The organism is Agrobacterium sp. (assembly GCF_032092815.1).
Lineage (GTDB): Bacteria > Pseudomonadota > Alphaproteobacteria > Rhizobiales > Rhizobiaceae > Agrobacterium.
The window spans coordinates 39,515-53,206 of sequence record NZ_DAMDBP010000014.1; the positions used below are offsets into that span (position 1 = coordinate 39,515).

Sequence of the window (13,692 nt, forward strand, 5' to 3'; positions counted from 1 at the left end):
ATTCGCTGGGCGTGATTTTCCATGTCTGGGAAAAACTGCGTTTTCAAAACGCCATCTGGCACGGCTTTGTGGTGGCGGCCGCGGCCGTGCATTATTCTGCAGTTATGACCTGTTTCAGCCTTTCGCCTGCCACCGGCCTGTGAGACATAAGAGCCATATTCCGGCTTTTACATGTGATGGACATACCCGATGACACTGATAGTGCGTGACGCAACGGAAGCAGATCTGCCTGCGATCATGGATATTTACAATGATGCGGTTCTCAACACCACGGCCATCTGGAATGACGCGGTGGTTGATCTGGACAATCGTTTGAACTGGTTCAAGGCGCGCAAAGACAAGGGATACCCCGTTCTGGCCGTTGAACTCGATGGCAAATGCATGGGATACGCTTCTTACGGCGACTGGCGTGCGTTTGATGGTTTCCGTCGCAGCATGGAGCATTCGGTTTATGTGCACAAAGATGCGCGCGGCACCGGTTCCGGCAAAACGTTGATGCAGGAGTTGATCCTGCGCGCCAGAGACAATGGTGTGCATGTGTTGATCGGAGCAATCGAGTCGGAAAACGCCGCGTCCATTCGCCTGCATGAAAAAATGGGCTTTCGCCATGTCGGCCGGTTTGAGCAGGTCGGCATCAAGTTTGGTCGCTGGCTTGACCTGACCTGCATGGAACTGCGTCTTGGCGAAGCGGACCCGACGTGAGCAACATCCATTTCATCACCCATCCGGAGGTCGTCGTCGACCCGGCCAAACCAGTACCGCGCTGGTGCCTGTCTGACAAAGGCATTGCGCGCATTCGGCTTTTTGCAGCCTCACCTGTCATGGCTCGTGTGACCGATGTCTGGGCCAGTGACGAAACAAAAGCGATTGAAGCCGCCGGTATTCTCGCGGGCTTTCATGGTTTGCCTGTTCAGGTACTCCATGCGCTGCATGAAAATGATCGCAGTGCGACCGGTTTTTTGCCGCCGCATGAATTCGAAGCCGTGGCGGATCGTTTTTTTTCCGCGCCAAATGAAAGCGTAAGAGGCTGGGAGCGGGCTGCGGATGCGCAGGCCCGGATTCTGAGAGCCTTTCACGACATTGCTGCAAAAACTGAAGCGCGCGATGGCGATGTTGCCATCGTTGCCCATGGTGGCGTCGGCACGTTGCTGTTGTGTGCACTAAGTAATGTCGAAATCGAGCGTTCCTATGACCAGCCATTTCAGGGACATTACTGGACCTGGTCTCGCCAAGAACAACGTGTTGTCAGCGGTTGGAAATCCATCGCGCCAGCTTAGATCAGTGTGGCGATGATAGTCACAGGCTTTCCACGCATCGGAAATGCTGCAAGAGACAATGGGCAGATCAATGTGATCTCGCCCCCTGCCATCGTTTCAAATATACTGTTTGTTATTGCGGCTCAAACACCATGGAATGGCCGTTTATACAATAGCGCAATCCTGTCGGCTTGGGACCGTCCGGAAATACGTGGCCCAGATGTCCGCCACAGTTGGCGCAGCGGATTTCCGTGCGGATCATGCCATATTTCGTGTCGCGATGCTCGCTGACGGCATCTGCCTTGACGGGCTCGAAATAGCTGGGCCAACCGCATCCCGCATCGAATTTGGTGTCGGAGTAAAACAACGGCTCGTCGCAGGCTGCACAGCGATAGAGGCCCTTTTCGTTACTGTCCCAGTAAGGACCGGTAAATGCACGTTCTGTGCCGTGTTCCCTCAGGATGTGGTACTGCTCCGGGGTCAGTTGCTCTTTCCATTCCGCATCTGTCTTGACGAGTTTCGGTGTCTTGATGTCGCCCATGGTCTGATCCTTTCTGTTGTCCCTTAGATAAGATGCGTTAGGTCAAGAAAAAAGCCCACGGACCTGTGTTCTACGCATTTGGTGGAGAAGGCTGTGAATAGTCCGATTTTTATCGAAAATGGTTGAGGCTCGCCCTCTGTTCCCCTATTGAGAATGGGCTTTTCTCAAGGGGGATTCTTTTAGATCCGCAGGAGGTTTGATGACTGAAAATGTCACGCTGATGACATTCATCGTGCTGTTTCTTCCATTTGCTGGCGCGATTTTTGCGCCGTTTCTGGTTGGCAGATTCAGTCATAATGCGGCCTGGTTACTTGCCATTATTCCGGCTCTTGCCTTTGTACATTTTACGTCGTTTTTACCTGCGGTGTCCGCAGGTGAGGCCATCACGGGCGGTTATGTCTGGGTGCCAAGCTTCAATCTCAGTTTTTCCTGGCTTATCGATGGCCTGTCGCTGACCTTCGCGCTGCTGATTACGGGTATCGGCACATTGATCGTTTGTTACGCTGGCGGTTATCTCAAGGGTCACCCGCAACAGGGCCGCTTCCTGTCTTTTCTGCTGTTGTTCATGGGGGCCATGCTCGGTGTGGTCATATCAGACAGTTTCCTGATGCTGTTTGTGTATTGGGAACTGACCTCGATTACCTCCTTCCTGCTGATTGGTTTTGACCATGAGCGGGAGGCCTCGCGCCGCGCCGCTTTGCAGGCCTTGCTGGTCACCGGTGGCGGTGGTTTGGCGCTGTTGGCTGGCCTGATTTTTATCTGGAACATCAGTGGTGTCACTCAGCTTTCCGAGCTGGTGCAGGGCGGGGATATCGTGCGCGCAAGCCCGTTTTATCTCGTCACTCTGGCGCTTGTGCTCGGTGGTGCTTTCACCAAATCCGCGCAGTTTCCGTTTCATTTCTGGTTGCCAAACGCCATGGAGGCACCAACGCCAGTGTCGGCTTACCTGCATTCGGCGACCATGGTCAAAGCGGGCGTCTATCTCTTGATGCGGCTCAACCCTGTATTCGGCGATACGCCTGCCTGGGAAATTCTGTTGCCGTTGTTTGGCGGCGTAACCATGCTGGTTGGTGCGCTTCTTGCTGTACGACAGACTGACCTCAAGCTGATGTTGGCCTATACCACCGTCTCGTCGCTGGGGCTCCTGGTGATGTTGACCGGCTTTGGGTCACCCCATGCCATAGAGGCTGCGGTGCTTTATCTTATCGCACATTCGTTGTTTAAGGGCGCGCTGTTCATGGTCGCCGGTATTATTGACCACGAAGCGGGTACCCGCGACGTGACCAAGCTCGGCGGTTTACGCAAGGCCATGCCGATTACCTTTGCAGCGGCACTGATTTCAGCCATTTCCATGGGTGGCCTGCCGCCGATGTTTGGTTTCCTGGCCAAGGAAGAAATCTATTATGCGATGGCGCACAATGATCCGCGTTCGGTGCTGTTCGTGTCCGTCGCAATCATTGGCAATGCATTGATGTTCGCCATTGCCTTTGCCGTGGCGCTGAAACCTTTCCTCGGAAAACCGGTCAAAACACCGAAACATGCACATGAGGGGCCGGTTTTATTGTGGCTCGGACCGGTTGTTCTGGCGGTTCTCGGACTTCTGCTGGCGCTTTTTTCCGGCATTGCGCATAATTTCCTGTCGACACCTATGACAAGTGCTGTTGCCGGAGAGGCAAGGGCGGTTGAAATATCGCTTGTTCCACATATTGGTGTGCCGCTGGCGCTATCGCTGCTGACTGTGGTGCTGGGCATAGCGGCTTATGTAAGCCTGGCAAAACTGCGGACATTGATCGCTTCGTCGCTCAATGCCATCGGTGGCGGTCCTGACAAGTGGTTTGATTGTTTCGTCGCCCTTCTGGTTAAATTGGCGTTTCACATCACGCGGTTCATTCAGCCGGGGCGTATGGAGTTTTACGTCACCGCAACCTTTGCCGTTCTGGCCTTTGCGCTGCTCGTTCCCTTGTTCGCTTATGGCGAATTGCCTGACATGCCCTCCTGGCCGCAGGACATTCTTTTCCATGAGTTGACCTTTATCGTCATTGCCTTGCTCGGGTTGGTGGCCATCCTGATGTCCAGGACACGCCTTAATGCTATTGTCGCGCTTGGCATTCAGGGGTTTTCAGTCGCTGTTTTGTTCTTGTTGTTTGGCGCCCCTGATCTGTCCTTTACCCAGTTCATGGTCGAAACCCTGTCCGTGGTCATTCTGACATTGGTCATGACCCGGTTGCGACTGTCGGCAGCTGATCATCGTTCTTTTGGGCAGGTCATTCTCGACGGTACCATTGCCATTGCCTGCGGCACAGGCTTCGCACTTATGCTGCTCAAGTCTACGCAATTGCCGTTCAACAATAGTCTTACCGACTTCTTCAATCAGTGGTCCAAGGTCATTGCCCACGGCGCCAACGTGGTCAACGTCATCATTGTGGATTTCCGTGGCACGGATACGCTGGGCGAAATCTCTGTCGTGATGATTACTGGCCTTGCCATTCTGGCGCTGATCCGGCTGCGGGCAGGGGTACGTATTCACCCGTTGGATGAGGATCAGGGGCCTAAGGAAAAGCGTGCATGAACACCATCATCCTGCGCACCATTGCGCCTGTCATAACCAGCCTCATGGCGCTGTTTTCGATCTTCGTATTGTTGCGTGGTCACAACGAGCCGGGGGGCGGTTTTATCGGTGGCCTGATCGCCGTTTCCGCTTTGGCGATTTATGGCATTGCTTTTGGCGTTGATGCCGTTCGCCGGGCCATTCGTTTTCACCCGCTGGCCATTGCCGGTTCAGGCCTACTGCTGGCGACGGTATCCGGTCTCGTTTCGATGGTCGCCGGTGTGCCCTTCATGACCGGGATCTGGATCTATCCAAGCCTGTTTGGCGTCGAGGTGCCGCTGGCTACCGTTATGTCGTTCGATATCGGTGTCTATCTTGTCGTGGTGGGAGGCATTACCTCCATAGCGCTTGCGCTGGAAGAAAGGGACAGTGACTGATGGAAGCCGTTCTTTCGATCGTTGTCGGCATCTTTTTTTCCGTTGCCATCTATCTCATGCTGTCGCGTTACAGCATTCGCATTCTGCTGGGTGTTGCGGTGCTGGGCAATGCCGTCAACCTGTTGCTGTTCACCTCAGGTAGACTGACCCGCGAAATCCCGCCGATCATCGGGACGGGCATGGATACCCTGCCAGCAGGTACCGCAAATCCACTGCCGCAGGCGCTGATCCTGACGGCCATCGTGATCTCCTTTTCGTTTTTTTGCTTTCTGCTGGTGCTGACTTGGCGCGCATTTCAGGAACTGAAAACCGATGACACGGATGAAATGCGCACTGCCGAACCTGCCAACGAACCGTTGCCACCGCTTGGCTACTGACGTTTCCGTATAGAAAGAACAAATGGCCGCTCCTTCCTCTATTACGCCAGATTACACCGCCGCCATGATCATGCAGCCCGTGGCTGCGTCCGAGTGGCTGATCGTTCTGCCTTTTGCGGTGTGTATCGTCTTCGGTGCAATCCTGATGATGGTACGTCATTCCACATGGCTGCATGCCCGCATCGCGCTGACGGGACTTGTCTTGCTTGTTGCCGTGGATGCGGCATTGTTATGGAAGGTCGCAACAGAAGGCCCATTCACCATGGTCATGGGGCGTTGGCTGCCGCCGTTCGGCATTGCGTTTACCGCAGATCTGACCGGTGTGTTGCTTGCCTTTGCGGCAGCGCTGTCGGCACTTGCCTGTGGCCTCCATTCCCTGTCGGATATTGATGAAAACCGCAAACGTTACGGTTTTTACCCCTTCCTGATGTTGTTGATGGCCGGTGTGTCCGGTGCCTTCCTGACCGGTGACATCTTCAACCTCTATGTCTGGTTCGAAGTCTTGCTGATCTCGTCATTTGGCCTGCTTGTGCTGGGATCGGAAAGAGAGCAGATCGACGGTGCATTAAAATACGCTGTGCTCAACCTCATTGGCACAACGCTGTTCCTGATTACGGTCGGTTACCTCTATGCCATCTTCGGCACACTCAATATGGCCGATATCGTGTTGAAGGCTGGAGAGATGCGCGGTACAGCGCCGATGATGACGCTGGCCTGCCTGTTTACGCTCGCCTTTGCGATGAAGTCAGCGGCCTTTCCGGTCAACTTCTGGCTGCCTGCTTCCTATCATACACCAAAGATCGTGGTGGCTGCTCTGTTTGGCGGTCTGTTGACCAAGGTCGGCGTCTATTCTCTGCTGCGCGTCATGGTCATGCTGTTCCCGGTTGAAAGACAAGAACTAAGCCTGGTCATCGCCATTGTTGCCGCTTTGACCATGGTTCTTGGCGCGCTCGGTGCTTTGGCGCAGAATGATATCCGCCGCATGATGGGGTATATCGTGGTTTCTGGCATCGGTTACATGATGGCGGGTATCGCCATCGGTACGGTGGGCGGTATCAGTGGTGCCGTCTTTTACGCTGCCCAGTCAGTATTGTTGATGACAGCACTTTACCTCGTGGTCGGCATTGTTGCCCGCATGGCTGGCACCTGGTCACTGTCCGAGCTTGGTGGTCTCTACAAGTTGGCGCCATTGTTTTCCGGTCTGGCACTGGCTTTATTCTTTGCCGGTGCCGGCCTGCCACCATTTGTTGGTTTCTGGCCTAAGGCAATGTTGGTCAAGGCGGCGATCGATATCGACGCCTGGTGGCTGGCTGGCTCCATTCTGGTCTCGGGCTTTTTGGTCACTCTGGCCTTTGGCCGCCTTTATCTCCTGGCATTCTGGCGTCCCAAACCTCAGAAAACAGGTGGGGCGCAAGTCGCTGTTGTGCAAGGCGCCAGTTCCGCCTCGGCAATATCTGCCATTGTCATTCTGGCGCTGATTATTGTGGTTGGCGGCATTCTGCCGGAAACCATCTTCCGCCTCAGCCAGCAGGCAGCGGAAGGTCTGGTCGACCCGGCTGCCTATATCCGGTCCGTGTTTCCTGAAGGGAGCCTGAGATGACCCTGCTTATCGTCAATGTTCTCTTTGTTGTTGTCTGGGTGGCGATCACAGGCAGTGCGACTATACTCAATATTGCCTTTGGTTTCCTGCTGTCAGCTTTTGCGCTTTGGTTGATCCGCGATCAGGTCGGTGGGCGCATTTATTGGATCAGGATTGGCCGTATTGCCTCGCTGGTCTGCCTGTTCTTCAAAGAACTGATGTTGTCAGCGTGGAATGTGGCAGTCATGGTCGTCAAGCCGCGTATGAATGTGCAACCGGGAATTTTTGCCTTTCCGCTGACAGTCACCAGCGACTTCCAAATCACCCTGCTTGCCAACCTCATTACCTTGACCCCTGGAACGCTGTCAGTAGATGTTTCTGATGACCGCAGGTTCCTCTATGTACACGCCGTTGACTGCACTGACATAGAAGCCACCAAACACGACATTGCCAATGGTTTTGAGCGCAAGATCATGGAGGCGTTTCAATGAGTGCGGCATCTCTGGTCGTGTCCTGGGCAACCGTCATTGCCTTGGTCGTTCTGTCTCTTTCCTTCCTGCTGACAGTTTATCGCGTTATCAAGGGTCCATCGCTTCCTGACCGTATCATCGCGCTGGATATGCTTGTGGGCATTGTGATCGGCTTCATCGCTGTGATTGCCATCAAGACGGGTTTTACTCTTTATATCGATATCGCGATTGCGCTTGGCCTTGTCGGTTTTCTGGCCACCGTTGCCTTCGCCCGGTTTGTCCTGTCGCGCGCATCACAAAAATCCACCACTGCAGCTAGGCCCGGCAAACGCACCGAAAAGCGGGCGCATACAAAAGCCGCGAAGAGGAAGAAATGATGGAGATGGTGATTGCGCTTATAACCGCGTTTATGATGATCTCTGGCGCGTTGTTCGCTCTGATCGCGGCCATCGGTATAAACCGGTTCCCGGACCTTTATACGCGCATGCATGCTGCATCAAAGGCGGGTACAATTGGTTCTGGCTTGTTATTACTGGCCGTCGGAATCCATTCTGCCGACATTTCAATTTTCGCGCGAACTATTGCCGGCTTCTTTTTCTTTATCTTGACCGCACCTCTATCCGCGCATTTGCTTGCCAGAGCGGCGCACATTGCAGGTTATAAGCTCTGTGACTTGTCCGTTACTGATGAATTGAAGAAAACTGAAAGTTGAAAAACTGAATATTATTTTGTTTTTCAGCTATATCTTCGCGAAGCAGAAGAATGAGTATTCTGATCATAGAATTTTTGTGAGAAAAACGTAAATTATAAGAAATCAGTAGCTTAAATTAGTATAAATAATAATTGGACTTTTTTTGAAACGATGTTATTCGATTTCCCATTAAGTTTCTGATGCTGGTTTTCCTGCTGCGTAACCTGTTTGTGTAGTTGTTTTGATTACACGGTGTTGCCCTCTTTTCGTGGAGGGGGACCGCATGTGCGCAGTCGGAGCGCGGAGTCAGACGATGTTTGTTTTGTCTGCTGGAAGCCGTTGGGGGATGGCTTCTAGACATGCCCATCAGCATGTCAGGGTGGTATCAAACATTGCCGTACCGGAACGAATTGATAGGAGATACTTATATGACTGAAACCGCATACGGTAGTGCACATGATCTGCTGGTTGAACTGACCGCCGACATTGTTGCCGCCTATGTCAGCAATCATGTTGTTCCGGTTGCAGAACTGCCAAGCCTCATTTCTGATGTGCATTCCGCCTTGAGTGGCACAACAGCCCCAGCCCCTTCTGTCATTGCTGCCGAGAAGCAGAAGCCTGCGATCTCTGTCAGAAAGTCGGTTCAGGACGATCAAATCATCTGCCTCGAATGCGGCGGTTCCTTCAAGTCTCTGAAACGCCACCTGACAACGCATCACAACATGACCCCGGAAGACTACCGCGAGAAGTGGGAACTGCCGGTCGATTATCCGATGGTCGCCCCGGCCTATGCCGAAGCACGCTCGCGCCTCGCCAAGGAAATGGGTCTCGGTCAGCGTCGCAAGTCGTCGCGCTAATCGCGTTCCCGTCCCTGATGTCATCAGTTGTCTTGCGACGAGTGCGGCAAAGGGACAAAGAAATGGCAGTTATGATGACCGGCCCGTGAGGCCGGTTTTCTTTTGCGCGTTTTTCTGTGAATTTAAAGGAAAAAAATCACATTAAATTCATTGCCAAATCAATCGCTAGTCCATAGCTACGCTAGACGTTAAGTGTTGGAGGTTAATTAGTGTATTGAAATTATTGCGGTATTCGAAATAACTCTGGTTTTGAACGCTGATATCTTGGTGCGTAGGCATCAGTTGTCACCAAAAAACGCGTGCTAATCCCCCCTTGCATGGCATGGATATAATGAATAAATTCCTATAAGTGAAGGGAGTTCATTCATGCCAGGGGATACGAGACGGGCAGACATCCAGCCGCAACAACGCAAGAAAACGGACGCCGCACTGATTGTCATGTGCGGCGGAATGCCCATGTCGACACGGCATGTTTGCCGCATTGTCCGGCAGCTAACGAGCGAAATGGTGGCGTTTGCAGGCGAGCGTACGCTGGTTCGCCGTGATCGGCGTCGATCGGTTTGCCACATCAGGCAGATTGCCATGTATGTCTGCCACGTGGCGCTTGGGATCTCGCTGAGCGATATCGGCATATCCTTCGGCAAGGACAGGACGACCGTCGGTTATGCCTGCAATGTCGTCGAGGATCGGCGCGATGACCCTGGATTTGATGAATTTGTATCCGTGCTGGAACGCATCACAGCCTCGGTGTTCGGCAAGATGGAAAGTGCTATCAACGATTAATTCAGGTGCAGTGTTGTCGACCGGCACGCAGCAGGTCGCACAGAAGGCAAATACGTGCGGCTGAAGCGCCTCTGCACTGCCGCACATCAACACTATGCCGTTGATGACATGTCTATTGCAGCCGCAGGCGGGCTTCTTCGCGGATACGGTTGATCATCGAGCGTAGACCGTTTGCGCGCTGCGACGACAGGTGCTCGACAAGGCCGATCTTGTCGAAAACCTGGATGGCGTCCAATTGCGTAATCTCGGAGGCATGTTTGCCGGAATAGACGGCCATGACGATGGCAACGAGGCCACGCACGATATGGGCATCGGAATCGCCCTCAAAGGTCATGACAGGGTCTTTGTCGCTGGCCGCATGCGTCACCAGCCAAACCTGGCTGGCGCAGCCCTGAACCTTGTTCTGGGCATTCTTGTGCTCTTCGGCGAGATCAGGCAGCTCCTTGCCCAGCTCGATGACGTAACGATAACGATCCTCCCAATCATCGAGAAAGGCGAAGTCATCCATGATCTTGTCGAGAGAGGTCATTATTTTACCCATTTAACTGTCTCCGGCCATATAGGCCAAAACCGGAATGATTTGAACCGTCATGCAAAGAAAAAGCCCTGCCGGATTGGCACCGTGCAGGGCGTGACCAAATTTCAGTCCAGTTCAGGCAGTCTGGCGGCAGGTGATGGCAATCAACCAGTCGCAAGGGGTGGATGTCGGCAGATCGTCTCCGGCAGGAATTTCAAAAGGCGTAGGCAACGGCGAGATCAGATGATCTCAAAGGGCAGGGCGCTTTTGCGGAACCGGCACAAAGGGAGCGGCTGTCTTTTCGGCGTTCTGTGGAAATTCAACCGTGATGTTAGGGGTCCCGGTAGAGGCGGTTGTCAGTTCAGCAGTGGTCTTGTCTTCGGTCACGCCAATCTGTGTGTCGAGGAATTCATAGGCGACCTTGGCACCGTCACGGGCACGACCGGCCAGAGCGTGGAAGGTCTCGGCACCCTGTGCACAGACATCAGGTTTTTCGATGCAGATGGCGCTGACATAACGGTAGGCTTCATTGGCAGCGCTCACCGCACCTGCGACATTCATCGGTGTCGAGGTCTGCGATTCGTTCTGCGCGGCGCCAAAATAGGATAAGGCCACCAGCACCAGCGAAAACCAGAATGTTCCTTTAATAAGAAACCACATTGTCCAACTACCCTGTTTGTTGGCCGCCCTTTAAAGGCTGCCTTGTTTTGCAGCAGGCATTACACCGTTTGCGGTTGCCCTGTTTTCCGGGCTTGAGCAAAACCTACACACAACAGACCAACAGCCGTTTGAAATTTCCGGCGGTATTTTCATCAAATTTGATTCAAATTTTATCTTTTTTCCTTTTTCGGCACTGGGCACCAGGCAATTGGGTGGGATTTAAGCGATCATGTTAAGCATAATTGCGGCAGCGCGCGCCAGATGCGCGACAAACCTTGGGTTCTGTTTGCCACAAAGATTAACAGAATTTGGAAAATTGAGCAAAATCCGTCGCTTACCCGTCATTAACCATGATTGGCAAAGTCGCTGTGAAATGTTCCGAAATGAGATTTTCCGCCCTTTTGACGCCCTATCCAGCATGCGTCTTTATCGTTTCTTTAAGTGGCAAGACCTATTCTCCGGCCTCAAGAAGACCGTTTTAGGGTTTTGGTGTGCAGGTATTGAGTAACATTGCTGAAAGAGCGGTTGCAGGCATTGATCATGTCGCAAGCACGTGGCTTGCGCGCATGGAGGAAGATGCCGTGCAGCGGACCGCCAGAGTGCCGGTATTGCGCCGGTTCATGGCATTCGGCCTGTTCGCACTCTTTGTTGTGCCAACCATCATGAGCCTGTTTGCAAGCCCGGCAATTGCGTTGCCTGCAGGTGCCGCAATCGTGCTCGCCAGTTTCCTCATCGTTACCGCATTCTACCTTGGCCTGCGCCGCCCAGTCTCGGTCACCACAGACATTGCAAATCAGTCGGTCAAGCCGGAAGCCTTTGCGGCCTATATGCCTGGTACGGTTATCTTTTTTGATGAGCAGGGCACTGTCCAGCATGTTGCAGGTCGCGACATCGACAGTTTCCCCAAAAGCATCAAGGATTGCGCCGGACAGATCTTTGCAGAACGCATTCATGTGACCGATCGCATCGCATTTGCGCAGGCGCTGGATTTCCTGCGTCAGGGGGCTGACCAGTCCTGTGTGGAACTGCGTTTCGAGCAGCCAGCGCTGGGTCGGGCCGCGGATCAGTTCCTGCATACCCGCATGGATATGACAGCCATTCGTGAAGCCAATGGCGATCTCTTCCGCGTGGTCGGACAATTGCGTGATATCTCGGAAAAGGAAGCCCTTCGTGGCGAAGTTGCGCGCAAGGTGGCCGAAGCCGAATCGGCCAATGATGCCAAGTCGCGTTTTCTGGCCGCTGTCAGCCATGAGCTGCGCACGCCGCTCAATGCCGTGCTTGGTTTCTCGGACATTCTGGCCGGTGAATATTTCGGCAAGTTCGAAAATGATCGTCAGCGCGAATATGTTGCGCTTATCCGCCAGTCCGGCGCGCATCTCCTGTCGGTGGTCAACACCATGCTGGATATGAGCAAGCTGGAAGCCGGTCGCTACGAACTGTTGATGGAACCATTCAACATCAGCGAATCGATTTCCACCTGCGAAGCCATGCTTGGCCTGCAGGCGAAAGAAAAGGGCGTGACCTTGACGAGCCGCGTGCAGCGCGATCTCGGCGAAGTGGTTGCCGATCAGCGCGCCATCCAGCAGGTCTTGATCAACCTTGCTGGCAACGCACTCAAGTTCACCGACGCCGGTGGTGTTGTCAGCATGGACGCAGCGCGTGACGGCAACCTGCTGAAAATCTCGGTCAGCGATACCGGTATCGGTATTGCCGCCGACAAGATTGATCTGCTGGGCCAGCCTTTCATGCAGGTTCAGAACGAATATACCCGTCGCTATGAGGGCACGGGGCTTGGTCTTTCACTGGTCAAGGGACTGGTCGGGCTTCATGGCGGTCGTTTCGCCATTGCCAGCCGCCCCGGTGAAGGAACAATTGTAACGGTTACATTGCCAATTGACGGATCGGGTGCAATTGGCTGTGCACAGAACGATGAAACGGAGCGTATGGTCGAATTTCCGCCACGTCTTCGGAAGATCGCTTCTGTGGAAGTTATGAAAGAGGGACATGTGAATGGCACCGCGAAAGCGAAAATCGCCTGAGAAGAAACCTGTCCGCCGTGAGCCGGGCATCGTTTCTCTGGCTGTTGGCGCTATGGGGCGCCAGGTGGGATATCAGCTCGGCCAGCACCCGCGCCTTATCGCAGGTGTTGCCGTCTTTACGATTGTCTTTGGTTTCGTGTCCGCCAATGCCCTATGGTATCAGCCGGGCGTGCATCCATCGCCGTTTTTGAGAACCCGTGACGAGGTCAATCCCAACGGCATCGCCGGTTACCGCGTGGCACAGCCGCTGGATGCCACAGGGGATGTAACGACATTTCGCATCGAACGCGCACCGGGCGAAGCGACGGATCAACCGGTTGGCGACCAGCCGCAGCAGGCCGCAGCGCCGGTCTCTGATGGTCAGCCGTCACAAATCCCGTCGCAAGTGGTGGCCGAGATTCAGCAGGAACTCTCCCGTCGTGGCCTTTATGATGGCAAGGCGGATGGCAAGGTTGGTCCGCGGACCACAGCCGCCATCCTGTTTTTTGAAGAAACGGTTGGCATGGAGCAAACCGGCGAACCGACCACCCGGGTTCTGGCGGCGCTGAAAATTGATGGCTCGACCGTATCGGCAATTCCAAGGGATCGCCCTAGCGACAACGCCGGCAATCAGGGTGTGGCAATCGATCCGGTTGCCGCCGCCATTCGCAAGTCGGAAAACGTCAAGGCATCTCCCGCCGCCGCACAGGCGCAGAATGCGGCCGTCAAGCCGGTCAACAATGAACTCGTCGCCAAAATTCAGCAGGGATTGGTGAACATTGCCTATGCCAATGTCACCGTGGATGGCATGCTGGGTCAGCAGACGCGCACAGCAATCCGCCACTTCGAGAAGCATTACCGCTTGCCTGAGACGGGCGAACCCAGTGATGCGGTTTTGAAAAAGCTGAAGGATATTGGCGCCCTGTAATAAGGCGTGCCTGTTGCTTCACCCGGGAAA

Annotated in this window: 16 protein-coding genes and 1 pseudogene; 14 read left to right on the forward strand and 3 right to left on the reverse strand. The window is 54.0% G+C overall.

Annotated elements, in window-relative coordinates:
• The 3 genes and pseudogenes from RT613_RS10675 to RT613_RS10685 form a co-directional block, all read left to right on the forward strand.
• Positions 1-143: pseudogene (locus RT613_RS10675) on the forward strand (hemolysin III family protein); the annotation flags it as partial.
• Between the two features lie 46 nt (positions 144-189).
• Entirely contained in the window at positions 190-702 is a 513-nt protein-coding gene (locus tag RT613_RS10680) for an N-acetyltransferase family protein (protein ID WP_313615197.1), read from the forward strand.
• A complete protein-coding gene (locus RT613_RS10685) occupies positions 699-1,277 on the forward strand; it encodes a histidine phosphatase family protein (RefSeq protein ID WP_313615199.1) in 579 nt (192 codons plus the stop codon). The genes RT613_RS10680 and RT613_RS10685 overlap by 4 nt, the downstream gene beginning before the upstream one ends.
• A gap of 112 nt (positions 1,278-1,389) precedes the next feature.
• On the opposite strand, the gene msrB is transcribed toward RT613_RS10685, so the two are convergent.
• Positions 1,390-1,797, reverse strand: coding sequence for a peptide-methionine (R)-S-oxide reductase MsrB (msrB, locus tag RT613_RS10690; RefSeq protein ID WP_313615201.1), 408 nt, complete (start codon positions 1,795-1,797; stop codon positions 1,390-1,392).
• A 199-nt stretch (positions 1,798-1,996) separates the two neighbouring features.
• On the opposite strand from msrB, the gene RT613_RS10695 reads away from it, so the two are divergent.
• The 9 genes from RT613_RS10695 (at position 1,997) to RT613_RS10735 (ending at position 9,539) form a co-directional block, all read left to right on the forward strand.
• On the forward strand, positions 1,997-4,366 hold the full coding sequence (locus tag RT613_RS10695; RefSeq protein ID WP_313615203.1) for a putative monovalent cation/H+ antiporter subunit A: 2,370 nt from the start codon (positions 1,997-1,999) through the stop codon (positions 4,364-4,366).
• Positions 4,363-4,782: a Na+/H+ antiporter subunit B gene (locus tag RT613_RS10700; RefSeq protein ID WP_313615205.1), complete on the forward strand. Its 420-nt coding sequence runs from the start codon at positions 4,363-4,365 to the stop codon at positions 4,780-4,782. Before RT613_RS10695 ends, RT613_RS10700 begins: the two co-directional genes overlap by 4 nt.
• Complete coding sequence (locus RT613_RS10705; RefSeq protein WP_313615206.1) at positions 4,782-5,159, forward strand: Na+/H+ antiporter subunit C; 378 nt, start codon at positions 4,782-4,784, stop codon at positions 5,157-5,159. Before RT613_RS10700 ends, RT613_RS10705 begins: the two co-directional genes overlap by 1 nt.
• Before the next feature lie 22 nt (positions 5,160-5,181).
• Complete coding sequence (locus RT613_RS10710) at positions 5,182-6,759, forward strand: Na+/H+ antiporter subunit D (RefSeq protein ID WP_313615208.1); 1,578 nt, start codon at positions 5,182-5,184, stop codon at positions 6,757-6,759.
• Positions 6,756-7,229 (forward strand): Na+/H+ antiporter subunit E, encoded by a 474-nt coding sequence (locus RT613_RS10715; protein WP_313615209.1) that lies wholly within the window; start codon positions 6,756-6,758, stop codon positions 7,227-7,229. Before RT613_RS10710 ends, RT613_RS10715 begins: the two co-directional genes overlap by 4 nt.
• Positions 7,226-7,585 (forward strand): cation:proton antiporter, encoded by a 360-nt coding sequence (locus RT613_RS10720; RefSeq protein ID WP_313615211.1) that lies wholly within the window; start codon positions 7,226-7,228, stop codon positions 7,583-7,585. The genes RT613_RS10715 and RT613_RS10720 overlap by 4 nt, the downstream gene beginning before the upstream one ends.
• A complete protein-coding gene (gene mnhG, locus RT613_RS10725; RefSeq protein WP_313615213.1) occupies positions 7,582-7,920 on the forward strand; it encodes a monovalent cation/H(+) antiporter subunit G in 339 nt (112 codons plus the stop codon). The genes RT613_RS10720 and mnhG overlap by 4 nt, the downstream gene beginning before the upstream one ends.
• Before the next feature lie 407 nt (positions 7,921-8,327).
• Positions 8,328-8,756: a MucR family transcriptional regulator gene (locus tag RT613_RS10730; protein WP_313615215.1), complete on the forward strand. Its 429-nt coding sequence runs from the start codon at positions 8,328-8,330 to the stop codon at positions 8,754-8,756.
• A gap of 366 nt (positions 8,757-9,122) precedes the next feature.
• Positions 9,123-9,539 (forward strand): helix-turn-helix domain-containing protein, encoded by a 417-nt coding sequence (locus tag RT613_RS10735; protein WP_313615217.1) that lies wholly within the window; start codon positions 9,123-9,125, stop codon positions 9,537-9,539.
• Between the two features lie 112 nt (positions 9,540-9,651).
• On the opposite strand, the gene RT613_RS10740 is transcribed toward RT613_RS10735, so the two are convergent.
• Both RT613_RS10740 and RT613_RS10745 read right to left on the reverse strand, forming a co-directional pair.
• On the reverse strand, positions 9,652-10,068 hold the full coding sequence (locus tag RT613_RS10740; RefSeq protein ID WP_313615316.1) for a SufE family protein: 417 nt from the start codon (positions 10,066-10,068) through the stop codon (positions 9,652-9,654).
• 237 nt (positions 10,069-10,305) lie between these two features.
• Positions 10,306-10,716 carry a DUF5330 domain-containing protein gene (locus RT613_RS10745; protein WP_313615219.1) on the reverse strand — a complete coding sequence of 137 codons (411 nt, stop codon included), beginning with the start codon at positions 10,714-10,716 and terminating at the stop codon, positions 10,306-10,308.
• A 509-nt stretch (positions 10,717-11,225) separates the two neighbouring features.
• On the opposite strand from RT613_RS10745, the gene RT613_RS10750 reads away from it, so the two are divergent.
• Together RT613_RS10750 and RT613_RS10755 are read left to right on the forward strand one after the other, a co-directional pair.
• Positions 11,226-12,755 carry a HAMP domain-containing sensor histidine kinase gene (locus tag RT613_RS10750; RefSeq protein WP_313615318.1) on the forward strand — a complete coding sequence of 510 codons (1,530 nt, stop codon included), beginning with the start codon at positions 11,226-11,228 and terminating at the stop codon, positions 12,753-12,755.
• Complete coding sequence (locus tag RT613_RS10755; protein ID WP_313615220.1) at positions 12,727-13,662, forward strand: peptidoglycan-binding domain-containing protein; 936 nt, start codon at positions 12,727-12,729, stop codon at positions 13,660-13,662. Before RT613_RS10750 ends, RT613_RS10755 begins: the two co-directional genes overlap by 29 nt.
• Positions 13,663-13,692: the final 30 nt, after the last annotated feature.

What these genes read in the sequence shown, in the direction of transcription:
- RT613_RS10680 (WP_313615197.1), top strand. Translation starts at nt 190, where the DNA reads ATGACACTGATAGTGCGTGACGCAACGGAAGCAGATCTGCCTGCGATC.
- msrB (WP_313615201.1), bottom strand. Translation starts at nt 1,797, where the DNA reads ATGGGCGACATCAAGACACCGAAACTCGTCAAGACAGATGCGGAATGG.
- RT613_RS10695 (WP_313615203.1), top strand. Translation starts at nt 1,997, where the DNA reads ATGACTGAAAATGTCACGCTGATGACATTCATCGTGCTGTTTCTTCCA.
- RT613_RS10700 (WP_313615205.1), top strand. Translation starts at nt 4,363, where the DNA reads ATGAACACCATCATCCTGCGCACCATTGCGCCTGTCATAACCAGCCTC.
- RT613_RS10705 (WP_313615206.1), top strand. Translation starts at nt 4,782, where the DNA reads ATGGAAGCCGTTCTTTCGATCGTTGTCGGCATCTTTTTTTCCGTTGCC.
- RT613_RS10710 (WP_313615208.1), top strand. Translation starts at nt 5,182, where the DNA reads ATGGCCGCTCCTTCCTCTATTACGCCAGATTACACCGCCGCCATGATC.
- RT613_RS10715 (WP_313615209.1), top strand. Translation starts at nt 6,756, where the DNA reads ATGACCCTGCTTATCGTCAATGTTCTCTTTGTTGTTGTCTGGGTGGCG.
- RT613_RS10720 (WP_313615211.1), top strand. Translation starts at nt 7,226, where the DNA reads ATGAGTGCGGCATCTCTGGTCGTGTCCTGGGCAACCGTCATTGCCTTG.
- mnhG (WP_313615213.1), top strand. Translation starts at nt 7,582, where the DNA reads ATGATGGAGATGGTGATTGCGCTTATAACCGCGTTTATGATGATCTCT.
- RT613_RS10730 (WP_313615215.1), top strand. Translation starts at nt 8,328, where the DNA reads ATGACTGAAACCGCATACGGTAGTGCACATGATCTGCTGGTTGAACTG.
- RT613_RS10735 (WP_313615217.1), top strand. Translation starts at nt 9,123, where the DNA reads ATGCCAGGGGATACGAGACGGGCAGACATCCAGCCGCAACAACGCAAG.
- RT613_RS10740 (WP_313615316.1), bottom strand. Translation starts at nt 10,068, where the DNA reads ATGACCTCTCTCGACAAGATCATGGATGACTTCGCCTTTCTCGATGAT.
- RT613_RS10745 (WP_313615219.1), bottom strand. Translation starts at nt 10,716, where the DNA reads ATGTGGTTTCTTATTAAAGGAACATTCTGGTTTTCGCTGGTGCTGGTG.
- RT613_RS10755 (WP_313615220.1), top strand. Translation starts at nt 12,727, where the DNA reads ATGGCACCGCGAAAGCGAAAATCGCCTGAGAAGAAACCTGTCCGCCGT.